Here is a 22,060-nt window from a genome sequence, read left to right on the forward strand (position 1 = left end):
CCGATTCGTACGGATCTGATCCGGATCCAAGCCAACGACACGCCGTCATTAGACCCACTTTTTGTCTATTAACCCGGGAGATGCACACACTTCAGCCTTTCCAACCTCCCTGCAGTGCATGGTCACGATACCGCGTGCGCAGCTCATCGCGATCTTGCCTCATCAACGCTTCGATAGCCTTCGCCAGCTTTGCGGCGTCGTAATGTTTCTTGAACAGCACCTTGGCATCGCGCTTGAACTGATTCGTACGGAAGACGCTAGTCAGCCTCATTGAGATCCGCCATCAGTTCAGCGACGCTACCAAACGAAGCGCCGGTGCGGGACTCAACTTCAGCTCTCGCCACGGCACTGGCCGAGTTCCGTTGAATGCGCCCACACAGTCGGGCAGCACACCTGCCGCCACTACCCAGCACTGACCGCAGACCCAGCCGGGCCAGATGTGAAACATAACGCACCTGGCCTGTAGATTTTGCTCTCGCCGGGGAACGCGGTAAACTCTTATCTGTCGCAAAACGAGGCGGGTTAATCGCTCGCCTCCTCAATTTTTTATTGAGGAGCTTGTGGTAGCCACCTCGTGACTGTGCGCTCGTAGCTCAGTGGATAGAGCATCTGACTACGGATCAGAAGGTCGGGGGTTCGAATCCCTTCGAGCGCGCGAAGCTCCTCCTCGGTGACCCAAATCCCGGTGGGGAGCAATTTCTTTTTCCGCGCTCAAGCCCGAAGCCCCAAGCCCGGCCGCAAAACCAACCTAACGTGAATGCTTCAGGAACGCCGGCAAATTGACCGGGTTGAAACTGAAAACTCCCGGATGGTTAATATCCGCTTCCCAGGTCTGCGCCTTACCCTCCACGGTCCAGCTAATAAGCGCGGTAGTGGCTTTGCGCTCCACATGAAAATCGATCACGCTCTCCCACGGGTACCGCCGGAAACGCTCGCCGTCCGCCCGCGAAATATTCGACAGCCCCGACTTCCCCTCCGGATTGATCACAATAAACTCGGCATCGGTCACCACCAGCACCCGGATCACCGCCGCGTCAATCGCATTCCACAGGTTCGACACCAGGAGCTTGCCAATTCCGCCCAAGAAACTTCTATACTTGCGCACCACCAGATAGTTCGCGCCAGCCTCGATGCCGTGCTCGCGAAGAAACGCGAGAATATCTTCTTCCGTCACGCCCCGAATAACGCCCATGACCGTGCACCCTTCTTGCGACTACCGCGATACCCGAGGCGACCCCTTTCCCCGCACCCTTGCGCGAAGTTTGTCACCTCAATAATTTGAGTTTATACCTTTTTACGACGACGCACACCCGCTTCACGCCCCCTTTTCGCACAGCACCGCCGATTCACACCCAGCCCTACCCAACCCCTCCCGGCGCCAACCATCCACCCAGCTCGCACCACTTGAACATTGTCCTACCAAGATCGCTTTAGCTAACACTAAATTTCATTTAGGGTTAGAAGCATAAGTAACCACAACTCTGGATAGGACATCATGGCAAAGATGCGCAAGCTCGCTGTCGGAACACTATCCGCCCTCACGGTCCTGGGATGCGGAATCGTAGCCCCGCTCGCCGTGGCGGACGTTCCCACAGCGGATAACCCCAGCCCGGCCATCGTTTCGGGCCTGGCGATCGGTGATGGCAGCCTCATCACCCCGCAAGATAAGAACGGTAAAGACGCAAAATTTAGCGTAGGCATGCAACTGCGCGCTGCCGACGGCTCGGCTTCCAACAATTTCCCGATGCCGGCCGACCCTCAGCAGGATCCGGGCAACCGCCTCGATTGCATGCGTAATAACCTCATTGACCTTACCAAGACCACCGAGCTCACCGCGCGCATCCAGGTGCGTAATAACACCACCTCTCCGCTTTACGGGCTCAATTACCAGGTGGGCTGGATGGATGGCAATGCTGCTTACGACACCTCCGGCGCCCCGGTCGCCGCTTCGGGTTTCGTTGTGAACGGCCCCAAGCTCAAAGAATTCTTCGCAAACTCGGACGTGTCCACCAAGGTGACCATCTGGCTCATCCTCAAGGACGGCACTCAAAAGACGCTCGCCATGATGACCGATGCGGACTGGAATAACGTCGCAACGGTGTGGCTCCGCGGCACTCTCCCGGCTTCTACCGGCCCGGATGATGTGATCACCCTGGACGTCCCGCTCAAGTTCAACCAGGACGTCTCCACAGTCAACGGTTTGATGCCAATCGCTTCGTTGCAGAACCACAAATTGGTCCTGGCCGGAACTGATTACGGCGAAGATATGTCTAAGAAAGCCCAGGGATACAAGCGGATTATCCGCTTCCGCGGCTTCACCCCACTAACCGAGCTGGATAACGGCGCTGCTGCCAGCCAGCACGGCACCACCGGTAAGTTCGTGGCGGTGGAAAAATCCGATGCCGCTAATTACAGCGACCTCTCCGGCCCCTTCACCCAGGTTCCCCTCGCCGTGCAGCAGGCCATGCCCACGGTGAAGCACCGGGATGTGGATGCCGAGAAGAAGGTGCCCTTCGCTGACGGTTTCAACCTGCAGTACCAGGCCATCTACGCCAATGGGCTACGCTCGCAATGCGAGGGCTACGAGAGCATGATCTCGAATATTTCAACGGCCACGGTGAATTCCTACCAGATTGACCTCATGCCGATTCGGGATGCGATTCGCGATAAGGGCTACTCGGTCGGGGCAACCGCTGACCAGATTATGCCGGTCTACACCTACGGAATGTCCGCCCAGCAGCCCAGTTTCGTGGATGCCCAGGGCAATCCCATCGCGATGAACGAAGGCGCTTATGCCCCGCTCGCCGCGGAGCTCTCCAGCGCACATGTGCGCCTGGTCAAGGTTGTGGAGGCCAACGATGTCACGATTCCGCAGTACAGTGCTTACAATTCCCGCGCCCAGCTGAGCACGATCCGCGGCCTTGCGGAGCAGGCGGCGCAGGCGGGCAACCTCGACCTGGCCACCCTCACGAGCGACCGCGATCCGCAGGCGCTCACCGATGCGAAGCAGGTCATCACCTACTCCACCGCGAATTACGATGCCCCGGACGGAACCGGCATTCCCACCCGCGTGATTATCGACGCGTCCCAGGTGGATACCGCCACGCCCGGCGTCTACCCGGTCACTTACAAGCGCGCCGTGAAAACGCAGGACGCCGCGGGTACCTGGGTGGAAGATATTGTGTCCACGACGGCGCAGGTCACCGTCACCGCGGTGAACGCTGCTTACCAGCCGGCCTCCGCCGCGCGCGAGAATCTGGATCCGGTCACCGTGAACGTGCCCGCTCCGAGTTTCACGGATGCGAACGGCGCTGCGGTCACGCCCGCGCTCAGCGTGAACGGTGCTTACGCGCTCAATGACGGCGCGACCCTGCCGAAGGGCTGGGATGTTGTGGTTAATCCGAACGACGGCGCACTTACCGTGACAATGGGTAAGGACGCTGCCACCGGAACTCACGAGCTGCCGATCAAGGTGACTTTTGCCGATGGGAGCAGCACCGTTCTCAACGCGCAGGTGAGCTTCACCCAGAAGGCTGCGACGCTCACTCCGGGAACTCCGATCGCGCCGGAGCCCACGGTTGAACCTACTGTCGATCCAACGGTTAATCCAACCACCGAGCCGACGGTAGACCCGACTGTTACTCCGACTGTTGATCCAACGGTAGCGCCCACAACCGCTCCGACCACCGAACCGACCGTTGCTCCAACAGCCGCACCGGCGGCCCCGAGCACCGCGCCCGCGCCGGCCGAACCGGCGGCGCCGAGCAAGCCGGCCCGCGTCGTCAAGAAGAAGCTACCCGCTACCGGCGCGGAGAGTGCCTGGCTGCTGGCTGGCGCTCTCGCCTTGGTAGGAACCGGTCTGCTGGCACGGCGCCGGCATAGCTAAGTAACGCCCAGCCGAGCGCAGCACAGCTAAGTACAGCGCCTGACTGAGTACAGCGCCCAGCTGAGCAGCGCATAGCCAGCTACAAACAGGTGTGGCCCGGAACCTTCGCGGTTCTGGGCCACACCTGTTGAGCAACACTTTTGACCAGGCAACATCCCTTGGCGGGCAAGGCCGCTGCCAGCTAGCTGCGCCGTCGTACTAGATAGAAACCGCGGCGCGGGTGCGCGCGCCCTCGAGTTTGCCGCGCAAACCGTGCGGGGAAATCAACCAGACCACCAGGAACATAATGCCCTGGGCCGTGACCACCGCGGCGCCGGAGGGCAGGTCGAGCCAGTAGGAAACGTATAGGCCCACCAGCGCGCACACTGCCGCGAAGACCGGCGCGAAAATCAGCATGACGCGGAAGCGGTTGGTGACCAGGTACGCCGTGGCGCCCGGCACGATCACCAGCGCGATAATGAGGATCGCGCCCACCGCCTGCATGGCCGTCACCACCGTGAGCGCCAGGCAGAACAGCAGAATCGCCCCGAGGCTGCGGGCGCGGATACCGATGGCTTGCAGGTGGGTGGGGTCGAAAGCGTAGGCGGTCAGGTCGCGGCGCTTGAAGAGCAAAATCGCGAGCGCGAGCGGGGCCAGGATCACCACCTGGATCATATCCGCGCGCGTGACGCCCAGCAGGTCGCCGAAGATCACGTGGTTGAGGTCCACATTGGAAGGATTGAGTTTGATGAGGATCAAACCGATCGCGAAGAATAAAGTAAACACTGCTCCCATGGAGGCGTCTTCTTTGACTCGCGAGGTGGAGCGCAGCAGGAAAATGAGCGCCACCGCGATGAGGGCGGCGATGACCGCGCCCAGGGAGAAGGGCATTCCCAGCACGTAAGCGATGACCACGCCGGGCAGAATCGCGTGCGAGAGGGCGTCGCCCATAAGCGACCACCCAATGAGGACCAGCCAGCAACTAATGACCGCGCACACAATTGCCGCGGTGAGGGTGACCGTGGCTCCGCGCACCATAAAGGGGTGCGTCCACATTTCAACGAAAAGTTCGTACCACACTAGCGATTCTCCTTTGCCTTGCGCAGCTGCGTGGCCGGGTTTGTGGCCGGGTTTGTGGCCGAGTCTGAGGCCGAAGCTGTTGCCGGATCCGCGGCCGGGTCTGTGGCCGAAGCGGTTGCCGGATCCGCGGCCGGGTTTGCGCCCGGCTCCGGTTCGCCGTGATCGGGGACGACGCCGAAAGCCTGCATGAGGTGCTCGGGCTTCATGGCCTCGGCCACCGGACCGTGGAAAATGACACGGCGGTTGAGGAGGAGCACTTCGGAGCACAGCTGGGGCAGGCCGGCCAGGTCGTGGGTGGCGACCAGGATGGTTACCCCGGAGGCCGCCAGTTTCTGGAGCAGCGCAATAATCATGGTTTCCGAGGGTTTATCCACCCCGGCGAAGGGTTCGTCCAGGAGCATGAGCTGGGCGCCCTGCGCGATGGCGCGCGCAATAAACACGCGTTTGCGCTGCCCGCCGGAGAGCGAGCCGATCTGGCGCTCCGCGTAGGGAGTCATTTCCACCATGTCGAGGGCGTGGCGCACGGCCTCACGGTCCTCGGCCCGCGCGCGGCGGGTGGGGCCCATAAAGCCATAGCGGCCCATGGTCACCACTTCCTGCACGCTGACCGGGAATGCCCAGTCCACGCCTTCGTTTTGGGGGACGTAGCCAACCAGGCCGGCTTTGCGGGCCCGCGCGCCGCTCTGGCCGAGGATCGTAATATCCCCGCCGTGACGCACCGATCCCATAATTGATTTCATGAGCGTTGATTTACCCGAGCCGTTTTGCCCCACGAGGGCGCAAATAACCCCCGGGGTCAGCCCGAAGCTCACCGAGGTGAGGGCCTGCACCGAGCCGTAGCGCGCGTGAACACCGTTCACCTCAAGAGCGTATTTCGGAGTTTCTGCTGGTGTTGCCACCGTTTCTCCGCCTTTCTGCGATTGTGCATGCTTGCGAACTGCATGTATGGCGAATACCGCCGCCGTGTTAGCAGCGTTCACCTGCAAGCAGTGTTTATATGCGAGCAGCGTTTACTTGCCGGCCGGTTTCGTGGGTTCTCCCGCGACTTCACCCGCTTTGCCGGTCAGCCCGCGGGTGATGAGATCGGCGTCGTACCGAAGCAAATCGAGGTAGGTGGGCACGGGGCCGTCCGCCTCGGAAAGCGAGTCGACGTACAGTAAGCCGGCCACCGGAACACCGGTGTCTTCGGCAACGGACGCCATTTTGTCGTCCACGGTGGATTCGCAGAACAGCGCCCGCACCCCGGAGGTGCGCACGAAATTCTCGAGGTCGGCCTTCGCCTTGGGGGTTTGCGCGCCTTCGGCATTGACCGCCCACAGGTACTTTTCTTGCAGGCCGTGATCGCGCGTGAGGTAGGAGAATGCGCCTTCGCAGCTCACCAGCGCGCGCTGGGATTCGGGAATGGTGGCCAGGGCCGCGTCCATATCGCTGGCGATGGCATCCAGTTGTTTCTTGTAATTTTCGCCGTTGGTGCGGTAATCCTCAGCGTGGGCGGGATCCACTTTCGCGAAAGCGGCGACCATATTATCCACGTACAGCTTGCCGTTCTTCGGGCTCATCCACGCGTGCGGATTCGGTTTGCCCTGGTAATCGCCTTCCGCGATGGCCACGGGTTCGATGCCGTCGGAAAGGTTAATGCGTTCCGCGGTGGAATTCTCCACGAATTTTTCGAACCAACGCTCCAGGCCCAGGCCGTTGTACAGGATAATATCCGCGCCTTCCGCGCGTTTAATATCGCCGGGCGAGGGCTGATAATCGTGAATTTCTTCGCCCGGGTTGGTGATCGAGGCGACCTCCATATGCTCGCCGGCAATATTGCTCGCCATATCGGCCAGCACCGTGAAGGTGGTGAGCACTTGCGGTTTCTCGCTTCCCGCGCTTTTTTCCGGCGACGACGCAGCTCCGCAGGCCCCCAGCAGGGCAAGCATGCTCGCCAGCAGCGCGGCCAGGCCGGCCCGGACCGCACCCCGTTGATATCCCATTCCCATCACCATCCCCTTTCTGGCTATACTGGGCGTTGGTGCCCTGTTCGGATGCACCTTGTAAGGAAGCCCAACGCTCGTAAGTAAGGGTACCCTTACTTTTTGGTGACGGAGCCTAATCCTACGCGATATCACCACCGCGCGCGAGGGTTTTATCCCGCAGCTGGGACTTTCTCCCCGAGTATTCGCCACATTTTTTACTTAATATGACATCGCCCACCGCGCCGCCCTGCGTGAACACCGCAGAGCCGAGCGTGAACATTACAGAGCCGTACGCGAACATTACAGAGCCCTGCGTGAACACCGCATTTTGCTGTCGGAGGCCCCGGGTAGACTTCCCCCATGGATGAGATGGACGCTATCGGTCGGGAAATTGACACCATCGCCGCTTCCCTCGGCGATATTCCGGAAGCCGAACCCGGCGAACCGGGCTACATCATTAATACCTGGGAACGCGTGGTGACCGCGTGCCGGGCGGGAATGCGCCCGGTGGCATCCACGGAGGGGCTGCGCCTGGCCGTAGCTATCGGGCACAACCTGAAAACTGTGGAACTTTCCCCGGCGCGCGATGGGGAGGGGCGTTCCTATCTCAATCTGCGTTGCTCGGTGGGCCGGGCGGATCTCATCGATGTCACCGGCCTGGCCGGCTGGGTTTTTGAGACTTTTTCTCTGGGTGATGTGCGTATTGTCGGGGAGGATGTGGTCCTGCACCTGGCGTTACGCATGGCCGGATTGCCTTTCTCGCGGCTCACCAGCATGGTGAAGTTCCTCGTCGTCGCCGCTATTGACGCTACCGCGGTGTTCGTGCGCGGTCTCGATAACGTTCCCCCCACGAAAGATGATCTTTTCGGGCCGGAGGCGGTGGCCGGCGCCGGGGATATTCTGGAGGATACGTTTTCCGCGCGCCCGGAAATGAATCCTTTTGTGGGCAATGCGCCCGGGGATGCCGATCAGTTCACGGATCCGGCCGGGGTGGATGCTCGTTTTGATGAGCTGCTGGGCACGGCCGGGGTGTATCGCTGGAACGGTTTGGTTTCCGCGCTCGCTCCGCTGCTCGGGCAGCGCGATGCGGCTCAGGCCGAATACGGTTTCGGGGCTACGCTCCGGGTGGATGGCTCTGAAGTTCCGGTGGTGATGCTGCGCAATACCCTGGTGAGCGGGGCGGATAGCGCGGCCGTGACCTTGCGGCTGGGCGATGCTAGCGCGGAGGCGGTGCGGGAGGCAGCCCGCCAGGCCGCGGCTCTTCCGCTTGGCGGGGTGGTAGTGCACGGCACGGATCTTTATTTCAGTCACGCTTTTGAAATTAGCGGGCAGCGGCCCGGGTGGATTGCCAGCCAAATTGAGGGCGCGGCGCGGTGTTCGCTACTGCTCGGCCGCGGGCAGTTCTAGCACGGCTTCTTGGAGCCGTTCCCACAGGTCCGCTTCGGCATCATAAGCTTCGGCAACGATGGATTCGGGGAAGTAGGCGGTATCGCGTTCCAGGCCCAGCAGGCAGGGGTAGAAACCGCCGCGCTGGCGGTAGGCCACCCAGGCGAGGGGTGCGTGGGCCACCAGCCGGTCCCCGATGAGCACCCCGAGCCCGGAGGCAAGGGCCTGCCGGGAGCGCTGGCCACGCAATTCGGGCAGCAGCGCGCATATATCGCGCAGGTTCTGAGGCAGTTCCCGCCCGCGCGGCACCAATTTCTTCGCTTCTTCGCGCGCTTCGTGTAAATAATTCTCATCCCCGGGGGCGAGCCAGCCGATGCTCCCTTCCGGGTAATAATCGGGATTATCGCATTCGCGCAGAGCCGGCAGCAGCGAAGCTTCCCAACCCAGGTAACGCCCGTTGGTGGCGGCGGCAATAAGCTCCAGGTAGGAACGCGAATCGGCGATGACCCCGTTATCCACCGAGGTGGCGGACCACAGGGTGAGCATCCAGGAATCTTTGGACCGCCCGAATTGGGACAGTTGCGATTGCTGAACCCAGCCATTGCGTTGCAGGCGGGTGCGGGCGGCCACCGCGGCCCGGCGCGAAGAAAAACGAAGCCGGTTGATCCACATGCGCGGGGCGGTCAGGCGCGCGGCCTCGGCGACCATAGCAAGCAGGGCCCGATCCAGGGCAGCAGCGTCCGCCTGGTTGTCACTCTCGGGGGCCAGATGTGCTCCATGCGCCATGGCTGCTGGTACCGTCCTTTGCTACTCGAGGGCCGCGGAAAAATCACGAGGATGCTCAGGGGGCCGTCCGCGGACAAGCGTGGACGGGATGATCTCTATTGTACGCGGCGCGCCCGGCCTGTGCCGCATTCTGCCGCCAACGTGGAATACTGGTGAGGTGGTATCACAGTTCACAACATGGGAGGACGCCGCCGCGGCCCTGCGCGATACTTATGCGGGCGCGCGGGCGGATGAGACTCCGGCTTTACGTTTTGTCACTCACGGGGTGCCGGTTACCGCCTGGCCCGGGCAGTCCACCCGGCGCGATAGCCGCGCCGTCGTTCATCTTGCGGCACCGGTGCTCACCGGCGCGGAGCTGCGTAAGTACGACGGCGCCGCCGCTTCCGCGGCGTCCAGCACGCACGCAGCATCTGAGCCAGGCACGCAAGTAGGCACGGAGCCCGCCGCCGAAACCGGCGCGCCACCCACTACGCAATCCGATGCACAATCTGATGCGCAATCTGACTCGGTGCTTTCCCGCAATGCGGCGGCGGTGCTGGAGCATTTCGGTATTGACCCGACGGGCCCGGATCTGATTGCGGTGTTGCGGGCCGCGGATGCGCTGCCGATTGGCGGGATTCGCCTGCTGGGCGGGCGTGCGCATATTCATTACGCGGTGGGGCTGCCGGTTCCGGCCGCGCAGTTGGCGGCCTGCGCGGCTTTGGTGGCGGCGCAGGCCCGGGCGATGAGCGGCGCGGATGCCTCGCATGCGCACGATGTGAATGCGTCATCTCCGGCCGGCGCGGATGCGCTTTCGGACGCTACCCGGGAGGGGGAGGCTGATGTCTAGGAAGTCCGGGCGCGAGGCGTCCAATTCTCGTGATGTGACGACGGCGGCGGGCCTGTATGAGGTGCTGGTGGCTGATTTTCATGCCCAGGCGCTGCCGGATGGGGTGCATTACCGTTTTGAGGTCGTATGGCGTTCGGAGTCGGATAAGCAGGAGATGATCGCGAGTTACGCGAATGTTCCCGGCTTGGGCGATGTGCTGTATGTGGCGGCGTCGCTGGTGGAGTCGCCGACGGAGGCCCGTACTCGCGATATTTTGGAGCGGATCGGCGAGTTTTTGGATGGTGATGCGGTGATGTCGGGTGGTCACCTCCAGTTGCGGATTTGTTTGCCGATGGCCGGGCTGACGATTGAGATGTTGCGGGCGCGCTTGCGTAATCTTGCCGGTGCTGCGACTTCTATTCGCCGGGATTTTGCCGACGACGACGAAACTGGCACCTTGACCTTCGGCTACTGAGGCATATCCCGGGGCGACCTGGGCGTACTTTAGCTGCGGGCCTTCACCTACCCGCCCGCGCGGGCGTGAGCAGTCTGCACGGCATTGTAGCGGTGCGGATTTAGCGGCTCTGACCCGTGCGGCGCGGGCAGGCGCGTTTGGTTGGGCTGGCGGTGGCACCGTTTTCTGGCCAGGGGTGGCGCGGGTAGCGCCCGCGCATTTCTGCCCTGACTTGGGCGTAGGGGCCGGCCCAGAAACTTTCGAGGTCGTCGGTGATGGCGACGGGCCGGGCGGCCGGGGAGAGTAGTTCGAGCGTGACGGGGATGCGCCCGCCAGCTAAGCGCGGGGTGCGAGCCCAGCCGAAGGCTTCTTGGACACGGAGGCGGACAGTGGGCCGGCCGCCTTCATAGTGGATGGTGCGTTGTTCTCCGGTGGGGATGGTGAGGCTGGCGGGAGCGAGTTCGTCCAGGTGGGTGGCTTCCGGCCAGGGCAGTAGCCGTTCAATATTTCCGGCCCCGAGGTTTCCCCAAGTGCCGCCCCGCGCGAGGGCGGCGAGTTCGGGGCCGGCGAGTTCCTCGATGCGCTGGCGTAGTGCGGTTTCGCTCATATCGGGCCAGGGGGCACCTAAGACGGTGTGGAGGAAGGCGAGGCGTTCGCGCAGGGCTTGGGCTCCGGCGGTGAATTCCAGCGGGAGGGTTCCGGAGCTGGCGGCGGTGCTCACCCACGCGGTGGCTGCTGCGCGCGGGAGGCGCTCTACATCCCGGCCGGCGAGTTCGATGGCTCCCAGGCGGGTGGTTTCCCGGGCCCGCAGGCGGCCTTTCCGATAGCTGATTGCGGTGCCGGTGGTGATGAGGCCGCGGCCGGCTTCGCGGGCGAGTTCTTCATCGGCGGGTACTGCGGCGCGGATAAGTGCATCCGCTCGGCCTTGGCTGGCGCTCACTTCTGCGACCGCGAGCCAGGGCGTTCCGAGGAGCGGGGAGCCTTGCGGGAGTATCGCTCCGCTGCCGTTGGCCAGGAGGTAGCGCCCCGAGGTGCTATCCACCGCGCGGGCCAGCAGATCCGGGTATGCCCAGGCGGTTACGAGGGCGAGGGCATCGTCACTGCGAGCCGCCCGGCTGGGTTTCCCGGAGCCAGCTGGGCCGGTTTTACCGGAACCTGCGGTATCGGTTTTCCCGCGGCTAGATGTGCCGCTACCGGATTGTCCGCTGCCACTCTGCTCGCTCTTACTCTTCTCACTACCGACTGCCGTGGCATCGCCCAGGGCGCGGCGGGCTAGTTTTTCGAGGCGCTGGGCTTGCCGAGCCCAAGCCGGCGAGACGGCGGTGGGCCACCGTGCCAGATCCGCCCCGGGGAGCCTAGGTGATTCCGCGAGCGCGGCAACGATCTGGGCGGCTGTGCTCGCCCCTAGCCGCGGGGTGGTTTCCAGCAGGCTACGCCCCAGCCGGGTGCTGACCGGGAGCGGGGCGAGGGTGCGGGCCAGGTCCGTACCCTGCCAGCCGCGCTCAGCGCCGGTACTCTCACCGGTGGCGGTGCTCCCGTGCGTCGCAGTTCCGAGCGTCCCATCATCGGCCGCATCATCCCCGGCGCCGTGTTCTGCCACCACGCAACCGAGGGCGGTGAGGGTGCGCATTCCGGCCGCCACGCCCGGCTGCGGGGGCGGGTCGAGGAGGGCGAGCCCGCGACCTTCCGGGGCACCCCATACCGCTGCTTGCAGCAGAAAATCAGTGAGATCCGCGGTGTAAATTTCCGGGGTGGAACGTTCGGCGAGGCGGGCCCAGGTGGCTTCGCTCATGACCCGATACACGGTTCCGGGGCCTAAACGCCCGGCGCGCCCGCCGCGTTGGATACCGGCGGCTTGGGATTCCAGCACCGTGACGAGCCCGCTGATGCCACTGGCGTAATCGGTGCGGGGTTCCCGGGAGAGCCCACTATCCACCACAATCCGCACCCCGGGCACGGTGAGGGAGGATTCCGCGATAGCGGTGGTCACAATAATGCTGCGGGTTCCGGTAACTTCCCGGAGTGCGGCATCCTGCTGGGCGCCTGTGAGGGAGCCGTGCAGGGGCGCCACCCGGGCAGGTAAGTGGCTGAGCAGGCCAACCACGTGCTCCACTTCCCGCACCCCGGGCAGGAAGACCAAAATATCGCCGAACTCCACCTCCCTAAAAGCACGTTCCACCACCCGGGCCACGTGCGCCAGGAATTCCCGGCGCACCCCGAGCGCGCCGTCCCGCGAAATTGTGCCCAAGGGTTCTTCCCCGCGCCCGGGTGGTGCGTAGCGCAGGGTGAGGGGATGAAGCACACCCGGAATATCCACGATCCGCGGGGTTTCCCCGGGCGCTGCGGCCCCCGCTTCCAGCAACGCCGCGGTGCGCTGGGATTCTACGGTGGCGGACATGGCCACCAGCAAAAGGTCCGGGCGGAAAGCGGCGCGGGCTTCCAGGGCGAGGGCGAGGGCCAGATCGGCATCAAGGTGACGTTCGTGCACTTCGTCGAAAATAAGAGCGCCGATACCGCGCAATTCCGGGTCGCTTTGCAGGCGGCGCACCGCGATACCGGGAGTGATCATTTCGATGCGGGTTTCCCGGCTCACCTGGGAATCCCCGCGCACGCTATAGCCGGCGCTGGCGCCTACCGGTTCCCCGAAGAGTTCGGCCAGGCGCCGAGCCGCTGCCCGAGCGGCCACCCGGCGCGGCTGAATCACAAGGACCCGCCCGGGCCGACTACCGCCCGCATCGGTTCCTCCACGCACGCCTTCCGCGAGCGCGCGGGCCACCAGCGGCGGAATGAGCGTGGTTTTCCCGGTTCCCGGCGGGGCGTTCACCACCGCGAGCGGCAGCGCGGCGCGCACCTCATCAAGGTGGGCTGCTACCGGCAGCGAGGGCGGGGCAGCGAGCAGGCGAGCGCAGGGATCCGAGGTCATGCGCCCATTCTCCCACGGGCCTCCGACACGATTTTCAGCCCGAACCGCAGCCTGCGCAAACGGCGCACCCCGCGCCTCAGCCCGCGCGCGAGGTTTCCGTCAGATAGGCCAGCACCGCCCGCACCCGGCGGTTTTCTTCCCCGGGCTGCATCCCCAGCTTGAGGAAAATATTTGCCACGTGTTTGGAGACGGTTGCCCCGGTGAGGTAGAGCTCGGCGGCGATTGCTGAATTGGCATATCCACGCGCCATGAGCTCCAGGATTTCACGTTCGCGGGAGGTGAGCTCCGTGAGAAGTGACGGCGTCGTCGCCATTAATTGGGCCGCAACATCCGGATCCACGACCACGCCGCCCACCCCCACAATTTCCAGGGACCGCACGAAATCCGCCACCCGCGCCACGCGATCTTTGAGCAAATACCCCAGGCCACCGGGCGCGTCATCCTCGTTCCCGGAAGCATGCGTGACCGCGGCGCCGTTCCCACCGGTCCCCGCCGCCGGGTGGAAAAGTTCGCGCGCGTAGGCCGGCGCCACGTATTGGGAAAGCACCATAATGCCCAGGGCCGGGAATTCGCGGCGCAGGTCCACGGCGGCGCGCAGGCCGTCGTCGCTCATGGTGGGTGGCATGCGCACGTCGGTAATGACCAGGTCGGGGGCCTCCCCGCGAGCGGCGGCCGCGCGCACCGTCTCGCTCAGCTCCGGCGCCGTGGCGGCGGTGGCCACAATGGTGTGCCCGCGCCGCTCCAGCAGCCCGCACAGCCCCTCGCGAAATAGCGCGGAATCATCAGCAACGACCAGACGCATCCGTCCCCTCCGTTCTCGTATTTTCGGTTTCCGGCACAACGTCCGGCGCCGCGACCGTCGCGGGCACGTCCGTAGCCCGCGCCACCCCGGCCCCGCTCCCCCACTCGCCGCGGTGGAGCAGCAGCGGGATGCGCGCGCGAATTTCCGTGGGCCCGCCCACCGGGCTGGAAATGCGCAGGCTGCCGCCGAAAGCCGCGAGCCGCTCGCCGATCCCGCGCAGGCCGCTGCCCGGGATGACCCCGCCCGGGCCAGTGTCAGTGATGCTGAGATGGAGGTCGTCGTCGGCAATAAGCAGCACGGTCGCGGTGGCGGCGGGCGCGTGTTTCGCCACGTTCGTCAGCGCTTCGGCCACCGTGAAATACGCGGCGGCGATCACGCCTTCGGGGATTTCGGGCAGCGGGCGCGGCACCCGCAGGGTGGCGGGCACTGGCGCGGAGACCACCAGGTCGCGCACCGCCGCCTCCAGCCCCAGGTCAGAGAGCACTTTCGGATGGATACCGGCCACGGTGCGCCGCAGCGAGGTAAGGGCCAGTTCCGCGCGGTCCTGCGCGGACGCCATGCGTTCACGCGCGGCCGCCAGATCCGCCGAGCTCACCGCGCCGTTCGCGTCGCCTTCCAGCAGAAACGCCGCCTCACCCACATCCATCGAGGTCGCGACCAGGTACTGCTGGGCGCCGTCGTGCAGATCGCGTTCGATGCGGCGCCGTTCGATTTCAAAAGCCGCGGCAATGGAGCGTTGCGCGTGCACTACGTCGCGATGATCGGATGGTCGCGCCATCCAGGTCGACGACGCCGGGGCCACGTCCGCGAGCGCCCTCCCGTTCCCGCGCCACACTATCCACCCGGCCCCACCCAGGGCCAGCAGTCCGGCCAGCCCGATAATGATTGGAATCGGGCTGAATCCGCCGAGCAGGGAGAGCCCCGCCACCGCCACGGATATCAGGGCGATGGTACCGAGCCCGCCCGCAAGCACTCCGCGCATCGTGGCGCGGCGGAGTTGTTCGGCCACCACTCGGGTGTTATCCATGTGCATGGCGCTCTGCGTTGTCATATCGCCATGGTAGCCGGGGCGGGCCGGCCGTCACGCGCAAATCCGGGAATGGTAGACCTAGCTCTACCATAAGTGTGGAGTACGAGCCCTGCCGCCGCCGGCCAATCGGAAGTTGACTAGAGCCATGAACACAGCACAGAATCTCGCCCCGGATCTGGTGGCGAATAATCTCACGAAGAATTTTGGGAACGTGGCGGCGCTGCGCCAGGTCTCGCTACGTATTCCGGGCGGGCAGTCGGTGGCGATTATGGGACCTTCCGGTTCGGGTAAGTCCACGCTGCTGCACTGCCTAGCCGGGATTATCACGCCCACCACCGGCACGGTACTACTGGGCAATGAGCCGATTTCGGATATGTCCGACGGGCAGCGTTCGAAAATGCGCCTGGAGAATTTCGGTTTTGTTTTCCAGGATGGTCAGCTGGTTCCCGAGCTGCCGGCCCGCGAAAACGTGGCGGTGCCGCTGCTGCTCCAGGGTAGGCCCCGGCGGGAGGCGCTGGCCGCCGCGGATATGTGGCTGGCGCGCCTCGGGGTGGAACCCGAACGCCACCGCCGCCCGGGGGAGATGTCCGGCGGGCAGCTCCAGCGCGTGGCCATTGCGCGGGCCTTGGCGGGCCAGCCGGCGGTGGTTTTCGCTGATGAACCCACCGGTGCCCTCGATCAGGCCACCGGTCACGAGGTCACCCAGATCCTGACCACCGCCGCGAAAATGAGCGGGGCTACCCTGATTATTGTTACCCACGACCCGAACGTGGCCGCCTGGTGCGAACGCCTCGTGGAGATTCGCGACGGCGTTATTCACGCCGATTCGGCTAACGCTCCGGCGGCGGAACAGCCCAGTACGGCGCGCCCCGGCACGGCGCGCCCCGGCGCATCCCAGCCCGGCACCACCACCGCGAACGGGGGCGAGCTGCAATGAAAGTCCTCTCTTTCGCGCCCCGCCTCACGCTGGCGCGGCTGCGCGCTCGCACCGGGAACGCCTGGCTGGATATCCTCGCGGTCCTCAGTTTCACCCTGGCAGCCACCATGGCGCTCACCATCGCCGGCGGCATCTTCATGTTCTATAACTGGAATTTCCACCCGAGCCTGGCCATGGCTGCCCACCTCGAAGCCCTGAGCGAGACCATGGGCGCCGGCCTGACGGAAATGTACCTTGGCCTGGCGCTTTTCGCCGGGGCGCTCCTGGTTATCCCCATTTCTTCCCTGGCTTCCGGGGCCGCGCGGCTGGGCGCGCAGGATCGCTCCCAGCGCCTGGCTTCCCTGCGCCTGGTTGGCACCACCCGCAGCCAGACGATTGCGATCTCGCTGTGCGAAACGGTGGTGCAATGGCTGCTGGGCACCGCGCTGGGCACGGTGCTTTACCTGGTGACGCTGCCGGGCTGGCGCGCGCTGAGCTTCCTCGGGCTGCCCATTAATCCCGCTCAGATGCTGCTGCCGGTTCCCTTTATTGCCGCGGTTATTGCGCTGCTCTTCGTGGTGACCCTGGTATCAGCGCTCGGCGGGCTGATGCGGGTATCGATTTCACCCCTGGGGGTGGCGCGCCGCGAAACTCCGCGTGCGCTGCGGGCGTGGCGCCTGGGGGTGCTCGTCGTCGCCGGAATTATGTATGTGCTGGTGGCTAATGCGCGTGGCGGTTCCACGCCCATCGTGCAAATCGTCATGATGGCGGGCGTGCTGCTGGTCTTCCTGTTCGCGCTTTCGGTGGCGGCTTCCTTTATTATTCAGGCGCTGGCCTATCCGCTCACGCGTTCGCGCCGCGCGTCGCTGCTCATGGCGGCGCGGCGGATTCTCAACGATCCGCGCGCGGTGTGGCGCAGTGTCTCCACCCTCGCGCTGCTGTGTTTCATCGGTGGCTACACCTCCACGCTTCCCGAGCGCAGCGGTTCGGATTCGGTGGCGATTCGCTTGGTCTCCGCCGATATCGGCACAGGTGTGATGGTCACCCTCGGTTTCGGTTTCGCGGTGGTGGCGCTGTCCAGCCTCACGAATCACGCCTCCCTCGTTTTTGAATCGGCGCAGCAGACGCAGTCCTTGCGTTTCCTCGGTTTCCCCACAGCCGTTTTCACGCGGATTCGGATCCTGCAAACTTTTATTCCCCTGGTAGTAACGACGGCGCTGACCACCGCGCTCGGGGTCGGTATGTCTCTTATGACGAATTACTCGTGGGGTGCCCGCTTGGATACCGCTGCTTTCACGAAACTCGGGATCATTACGGTTCTTGGTTTGGCTATGTGCCTGGTGAGCATTTTGGTGGTCACACCGCTGGAAACTCGGGTGGTGCTGGCGCGCGGGCGCGCCAATGATTAGGGCGCTGGCAGGCGAATGACGCGGGCGGGCGGGTAAATCATAAGGGGCTGGCAAGTGAATCATATGGGGCTGAAACGCGAATAATTGAGAAACAATTCAGGAATTAAGCGTGGACGCCCCGGGTATAAAGACCCGCTGGTAGCCCGGGCTCGGTGGCAGAATGGATGATGTTCAGGTCACAATTCTCAGTGCGGAGGGCTCGCTTCGCGGGAAGGAAATTCCGATGTCAGAAATTCGTGCGGCTCAGCAGGAAACGCCGGCGGATGCGCCCCGCCCGCGCTGTCTCGTAGCTTTCTTCTCGCGTGCCGGCCTGAATTTCTGGGACGGCGAGGTGCGTAACCTCGAAATCGGGAACACCAAGGTGCTGGCGGAAAAAATCGCGGCGCGCCTGGGTGCGGATACTTTTGAGATTGTCCCCGCGCATCCCTATCCCGCGGATCCGAATGAGACGCACGCCCAGTCCACCCGCGAACTTGCGGAGGGCATTTACCCGGAGCTTGCGGCCCCGGCGCCCAGCGCGAGCGGGTACGACGTCGTGCTTGTCGGTTTCCCTGTGTGGTGCGAGCAGGTCCCCCCGGTGGTACAGACCTACCTGAAATCCTCCGGTCTCACGGATCAGCTGGTGCTGCCGTTCACCACCTGGTCTGGCTCGCCGAAGGTAGAAATCGAATCGACGTTCACGAATCTGGCCCCGGAGGCAACCACCGGCGTGCCCTTCTCCGTGCGCGGTGAGAATATCCACGAGGCAGCTACAGATAGCGCGCTGGAAGAATGGCTCGCCTCCGCGAATTTGATTTAGCGGATCCCGAGTTCGCGATCCTCCTCGAGATCATCGAGAAACAGTTCCTATTCCGGTTTCTGAGCTTTTTTCACCCGCTGAACATACCCCAAGGCATAGCAGGTCGCGAGGATAATCACCGCGAAACGCGTCCACGAGGAGTTGTTGATCGCCACTAAGGCGAGGCATACGCCCATATAGAGCCCGGCGTGCAAGACCTCGCCCCAGTTTTCCTTATACCGCCGGGAGAAACTCCACAGCGCGAGACCGCCAAGCGTCACAACTTCGGAGATGATTTCAAAATCAAAACGTCCGATGCGGTAAAAGTCGGCTGCGAAAAACGAGAAGAGCATGCCCCATATTAGCTCCGGGACAATTTTCGCCAAGGCCGGTACTGGATCCCACATAATTACCGGGAACCCTCCCTACAGCAAATCCGCGCGCAGCTGCGCTGCGCTGGCCGGGTGAAGCAAAGCCGGCGGAACATCGAAGAGGGTTACCGCCCCGCGTTCCCCACGCGCATGCATCCGCGCCACCGCGCGGGCGCAGGCCACCAGCACCGAACCGGTGAATTCCGGATTGGAATCCAGCGCGAGGTTGAAATGCAGGGCGTGCGAAGTCCCCGGCGAGGTAGTGCCGTGCCGAATCACATCGCCGCCGTGCGCCATCCCGGTGTGCTCCGCGGCGAACTCCTCCTCGGAGATCACGTGGACCTCAGTTTCGTATTCGGCAAAGTAATTCGGCATTGTCACGATGGCCTCGCGTACCGCCTCCGGATCCGCACCGCTCTCCAAGACCACGTAAACGATCCGGCGATGCTTATCGCCCGCGCTGAGCTGGCCTTCCGTTTGCCCGGCCAGGGCCGCGGCCCGCACCTGCTCCTTGGGAACGGTGTACTGCACCGCGTTTTTCACGCCCGGCACCCGCCGCACCGCATCCGAATGCCCCTGGGACAGCCCCGGACCCCAGAAAGTTTCCGAGTGCCCGGCCGGCAAAACCGCCTCGGCCAGCAACCGCTGGAGCGAAAACAGGCCCGGGTCCCAACCGGCGGAAATGAGAGCGAGGGTGCCGGCCGCGCGGGCGGCGTCGTCGACCTGTTCGAAATGCGCCGGAATCCGCGCGTGTGTATCAAAAGAATCCACCACGTTAAAACCGGAGGCGACCAACGGCGTTTGCGTGTCGAGGTCCGATTTTGAGCCGCCGCAGTTGATAACGACGTCGATTTTGCCGGCCCAGCGGGCGCGCAGCTGCGGATCGGTGAGTTCGGCGGCGGGGAATGCCGGGCCGGAGGCGGTCATCACGCCTTCGCGGCGGGTGAAAACCCCCACCAGCTCCAGGTCGGGGGCGAGGCTGAGGGCCTGTTCCACCCCGCGGCCCAGGTTGCCGTAGCCGTTGATCGCGATGCGCGCGTGTGTCATGCGTGTGGTTCTTTCTCGAGTTCGTCATCTGTATGCCCGGCGGACATAGCAAGAATAGTGTGGCGGGCAATCCGGCATACATCCTCGAGCGACGCGCCGGTTTCCACCTGGCGAAATGCGTCGGAAATGAGGGCGCGGCTGAAAGAGGTCCAAATATCGGGATTCGCGATGCCGGTATCTTTCCAGCACATTTTGAGGGCGTCAGTGAAGAAACCGTGGGCTTTATCCACGCCCATTTTGGTATGCGCCGTGGCCTTTTCCGAACCTTTCCCGCGTGCCGCACGCATGAGACCCATGAGCCATTTATGCGAGTCGCGCTGGCCGGACTGGCGGATGCACGCCACCACCAGCTGCGCGAGGCGTTCACGCGGTTCGGCATTCATATCCACCTGGCCCATCACCTTGGCGCGCCACCTGGGCACATTCCGTTCGAGCACCAGCAGCCGCAGGTCTTCAACCGACCCGACATAGCGGTAAATGGAGTTGCGCGCGATACCCGCAGCCGCAGCCACCGCCCCGGCCGAGAGCGGTTTGCCCGGCTCGTCTTTGAGAATCTTTTCCGCCGCATCCACGAGCCGGGCTATCATCATTTCCCGATGCTCGCGGACCGTTGGTGCAGAAATCTTTGGCATATCTCCTCCCAGCGTCGCCCCCTATTGTTGCGGACTCAATCGATGAGCGCAACGGTTTAACCACGCCCGGTTTTGCCCGCCCGTAGCGTTCGCGCCCTTGCCGCCAGCCCGAATGCCCCGCGCTCCCGCACACGCCCACCGGCTCGATGCGAAATCCGGCGCGAGGCGCTACACTTTGTCGGTACTGCTGAGGTGACCGAGAGAGGCGATCCGGCGTGGCTGATAAAAACGCGCGTAACTCCATCCCTACTACAGAAACCCCTTCCCCTTCCCCCCATATCCCCTCATTGCAGAGCATCGGATTTGATCGGGAAAAATACATTAAGCTCCAGTCCCAGAAAATTCGAGAGCGCCGCGAAAAGATCGGCGGGAAGCTCTACCTAGAGATGGGTGGCAAGCTTTTCGATGATTTCCACGCCTCGCGGGTGCTGCCCGGTTTCACCCCGGATAACAAAATTGCGATGCTGGCCGAATTGAAGGATGAGCTGGAGATTGTGGTTGCCGCTAACGCGCGCGATCTCAAGGCGAAGCACCGCGCCGACCTGGGCATTTCTTATGAGGATGAGGTGCTGCGCCTCGTGGATGTATTCCGCGAAGCCGGTTTCATGGTCAATTCCGTGGTGCTCACCCAATACGAGGAAGATAACCACGAGGCGCGCGATTTCCGCCGCCGTCTTATTAAATTGGGTCTCAATGTGGCGCGCCATCGCCGCATCCCGGGCTACCCCTCCAATACCGCGCTCATCGTTTCCGAGGACGGTTTCGGGAAGAACGAATACGTGGAAACGCAGCGCGATCTTATTGTGGTGACGGCGCCCGGCCCGGGTTCCGGCAAGCTCGCCACCTGCCTTTCGCAGCTGTACCACGATCACCAGCGTTCCATCACCTCCAATTACGCGAAGTTTGAGACCTTCCCGGTGTGGAATATTCCGCTGGATCACCCCGTGAACCTCGCTTACGAAGCGGCCACGGCCGATCTGGACGACGTCAATATGATCGACCCCTTCCACCTGGTCGCCTACGGCGTGCAAACAATTAATTACAATCGCGACGTCGAGGTGTTCCCGCTGCTCAGCCTGCTGCTGCGCGAACTTTCCGGGGAAACACCGTACAAATCCCCCACGGATATGGGCGTTAACATGGTGGGATATTGTATTTCCGACGACGACGTTTGCCGCGAAGCCGCCCGCCAGGAAGTTATTCGCCGGTATTACCGCGCGCTTGTTGATGAGAAGCGCAGCGAATCTGAGCCGGTATGTTCCGAACGCATCGCCCTCATTATGGCCAAGCTCGGGGTGACCGGCACCGACCGGCCGGTGGTGCCCCCGGCGCTGCGCAAGGCCGAGGCCACGGGTGGGCCGGCCGCCGCGCTCCAGCTGCCCGATGGCAGAATCGTGACCGGAAAAACTTCGGAACTGCTGGGCTGTTCCGCCGCTGTTTTGCTTAATGCGCTCAAGGTGCTGGCCGGGATTGATGATTCGGTGAAGCTGCTGGCCCCGGAGGCCATCGCCCCGATCCAGACCCTTAAAACGGAGCACCTGGGCTCGCGTAATCCGCGCCTGCACACCGATGAAGTGCTTATCGCGCTCTCGGTTTCCGCGGCCTCGGATCCCACCGCGGCGGCAGCGCTGAGCAAGCTGAAGGATCTGCAGAATTGCGATGTGCATACCACCACGATCCTCGGCTCCGTGGACGATGGTATTTTCCGTTCCCTGGGCGTGAATGTCACCAGCGAACCGCATTACCAGCGTAAAACGCTGTATCGGAAGTAGCCGAAAGGGCGAGTTGGCCCACGTGGCGCGGCGGGCA

Annotated in this window: 20 protein-coding genes and 1 tRNA gene; 9 read left to right on the top strand and 12 right to left on the bottom strand. The window is 63.7% G+C overall.

Going from position 1 to position 22,060, the window contains the following annotated elements:
- Positions 1-91: 91 nt before the first annotated feature.
- Positions 92-271, bottom strand: coding sequence for a type II toxin-antitoxin system RelE/ParE family toxin (locus ACRQFC_RS04120; protein WP_284896783.1), 180 nt, complete (start codon positions 269-271; stop codon positions 92-94).
- 311 nt (positions 272-582) lie between these two features.
- Between ACRQFC_RS04120 and ACRQFC_RS04125 the strand changes: the two genes are divergently transcribed.
- Positions 583-655 (top strand) — tRNA-Arg (locus ACRQFC_RS04125).
- A 93-nt stretch (positions 656-748) separates the two neighbouring features.
- On the opposite strand, the gene ACRQFC_RS04130 is transcribed toward ACRQFC_RS04125, so the two are convergent.
- A complete protein-coding gene (locus tag ACRQFC_RS04130) occupies positions 749-1,192 on the bottom strand; it encodes a hypothetical protein (RefSeq protein ID WP_284896784.1) in 444 nt (147 codons plus the stop codon).
- Positions 1,193-1,495: 303 nt separating this feature from the next.
- Between ACRQFC_RS04130 and ACRQFC_RS04135 the strand changes: the two genes are divergently transcribed.
- Positions 1,496-3,886, top strand: coding sequence for a YPDG domain-containing protein (locus ACRQFC_RS04135; protein WP_284896785.1), 2,391 nt, complete (start codon positions 1,496-1,498; stop codon positions 3,884-3,886).
- Between the two features lie 198 nt (positions 3,887-4,084).
- Here the strand turns inward: ACRQFC_RS04135 and ACRQFC_RS04140 are convergent, their stop codons facing one another.
- The 3 genes from ACRQFC_RS04140 to ACRQFC_RS04150 form a co-directional block, all read right to left on the bottom strand.
- The gene (locus ACRQFC_RS04140; RefSeq protein ID WP_284896850.1) at positions 4,085-4,921 is read right to left on the bottom strand and encodes a metal ABC transporter permease; all 837 of its coding nucleotides are present in this window, start codon (positions 4,919-4,921) and stop codon (positions 4,085-4,087) included.
- A 23-nt stretch (positions 4,922-4,944) separates the two neighbouring features.
- Complete coding sequence (locus ACRQFC_RS04145; RefSeq protein ID WP_284896786.1) at positions 4,945-5,844, bottom strand: metal ABC transporter ATP-binding protein; 900 nt, start codon at positions 5,842-5,844, stop codon at positions 4,945-4,947.
- A 111-nt stretch (positions 5,845-5,955) separates the two neighbouring features.
- A complete protein-coding gene (locus tag ACRQFC_RS04150; RefSeq protein WP_284896787.1) occupies positions 5,956-6,933 on the bottom strand; it encodes a metal ABC transporter substrate-binding protein in 978 nt (325 codons plus the stop codon).
- Between the two features lie 336 nt (positions 6,934-7,269).
- On the opposite strand from ACRQFC_RS04150, the gene ACRQFC_RS04155 reads away from it, so the two are divergent.
- A complete protein-coding gene (locus ACRQFC_RS04155) occupies positions 7,270-8,316 on the top strand; it encodes a hypothetical protein (protein WP_284896788.1) in 1,047 nt (348 codons plus the stop codon).
- Here the strand turns inward: ACRQFC_RS04155 and ACRQFC_RS04160 are convergent.
- Positions 8,290-9,081 carry a ribonuclease E inhibitor RraB gene (locus tag ACRQFC_RS04160; RefSeq protein WP_284896789.1) on the bottom strand — a complete coding sequence of 264 codons (792 nt, stop codon included), beginning with the start codon at positions 9,079-9,081 and terminating at the stop codon, positions 8,290-8,292. The genes ACRQFC_RS04155 and ACRQFC_RS04160 overlap by 27 nt on opposite strands.
- An 88-nt stretch (positions 9,082-9,169) precedes the next feature.
- Between ACRQFC_RS04160 and ACRQFC_RS04165 the strand changes: the two genes are divergently transcribed.
- On the top strand, positions 9,170-9,910 hold the full coding sequence (locus ACRQFC_RS04165) for a hypothetical protein (RefSeq protein WP_284896790.1): 741 nt from the start codon (positions 9,170-9,172) through the stop codon (positions 9,908-9,910).
- The gene (locus ACRQFC_RS04170; protein WP_284896791.1) at positions 9,903-10,364 is read left to right on the top strand and encodes a hypothetical protein; all 462 of its coding nucleotides are present in this window, start codon (positions 9,903-9,905) and stop codon (positions 10,362-10,364) included. Before ACRQFC_RS04165 ends, ACRQFC_RS04170 begins: the two co-directional genes overlap by 8 nt.
- Before the next feature lie 100 nt (positions 10,365-10,464).
- Here ACRQFC_RS04170 and ACRQFC_RS04175 read toward each other — a convergent pair whose 3' ends face one another.
- The 3 genes from ACRQFC_RS04175 to ACRQFC_RS04185 form a co-directional block, all read right to left on the bottom strand.
- Positions 10,465-13,266 (bottom strand): ATP-dependent RNA helicase, encoded by a 2,802-nt coding sequence (locus ACRQFC_RS04175; protein WP_284896792.1) that lies wholly within the window; start codon positions 13,264-13,266, stop codon positions 10,465-10,467.
- A gap of 76 nt (positions 13,267-13,342) precedes the next feature.
- On the bottom strand, positions 13,343-14,068 hold the full coding sequence (locus tag ACRQFC_RS04180) for a response regulator transcription factor (RefSeq protein ID WP_087070219.1): 726 nt from the start codon (positions 14,066-14,068) through the stop codon (positions 13,343-13,345).
- Positions 14,049-15,119, bottom strand: coding sequence for a sensor histidine kinase (locus ACRQFC_RS04185; protein WP_200807165.1), 1,071 nt, complete (start codon positions 15,117-15,119; stop codon positions 14,049-14,051). The genes ACRQFC_RS04180 and ACRQFC_RS04185 overlap by 20 nt, the downstream gene beginning before the upstream one ends.
- A 124-nt stretch (positions 15,120-15,243) precedes the next feature.
- Between ACRQFC_RS04185 and ACRQFC_RS04190 the strand changes: the two genes are divergently transcribed.
- From ACRQFC_RS04190 to ACRQFC_RS04200, 3 genes are all read left to right on the top strand, one after another.
- A complete protein-coding gene (locus ACRQFC_RS04190) occupies positions 15,244-16,035 on the top strand; it encodes an ABC transporter ATP-binding protein (protein WP_234984443.1) in 792 nt (263 codons plus the stop codon).
- On the top strand, positions 16,032-17,423 hold the full coding sequence (locus tag ACRQFC_RS04195) for an ABC transporter permease family protein (RefSeq protein WP_087070218.1): 1,392 nt from the start codon (positions 16,032-16,034) through the stop codon (positions 17,421-17,423). The genes ACRQFC_RS04190 and ACRQFC_RS04195 overlap by 4 nt, the downstream gene beginning before the upstream one ends.
- A gap of 223 nt (positions 17,424-17,646) precedes the next feature.
- Positions 17,647-18,222, top strand: coding sequence for a flavodoxin (locus ACRQFC_RS04200; protein ID WP_159454984.1), 576 nt, complete (start codon positions 17,647-17,649; stop codon positions 18,220-18,222).
- 47 nt (positions 18,223-18,269) lie between these two features.
- Here the strand turns inward: ACRQFC_RS04200 and ACRQFC_RS04205 are convergent, their stop codons facing one another.
- The 3 genes from ACRQFC_RS04205 to ACRQFC_RS04215 are packed head-to-tail and all read right to left on the bottom strand — an operon-like array spanning position 18,270 to position 20,251.
- Positions 18,270-18,587, bottom strand: a complete 318-nt coding sequence (locus ACRQFC_RS04205) for a hypothetical protein (protein ID WP_143231833.1) — start codon at positions 18,585-18,587, stop codon at positions 18,270-18,272.
- 39 nt (positions 18,588-18,626) lie between these two features.
- Complete coding sequence (locus ACRQFC_RS04210; protein ID WP_087070215.1) at positions 18,627-19,619, bottom strand: diaminopimelate dehydrogenase; 993 nt, start codon at positions 19,617-19,619, stop codon at positions 18,627-18,629.
- Positions 19,616-20,251, bottom strand: coding sequence for a TetR/AcrR family transcriptional regulator (locus ACRQFC_RS04215; RefSeq protein ID WP_284896793.1), 636 nt, complete (start codon positions 20,249-20,251; stop codon positions 19,616-19,618). The genes ACRQFC_RS04210 and ACRQFC_RS04215 overlap by 4 nt, the downstream gene beginning before the upstream one ends.
- Before the next feature lie 287 nt (positions 20,252-20,538).
- Between ACRQFC_RS04215 and ACRQFC_RS04220 the strand changes: the two genes are divergently transcribed.
- Positions 20,539-22,023, top strand: a complete 1,485-nt coding sequence (locus ACRQFC_RS04220) for a DUF1846 domain-containing protein (protein WP_159455036.1) — start codon at positions 20,539-20,541, stop codon at positions 22,021-22,023.
- Positions 22,024-22,060: the final 37 nt, after the last annotated feature.

Source organism: Actinotignum inguinis (assembly GCF_051265835.1).
In the GTDB taxonomy this organism is placed as follows: domain Bacteria; phylum Actinomycetota; class Actinomycetes; order Actinomycetales; family Actinomycetaceae; genus Actinotignum; species Actinotignum timonense.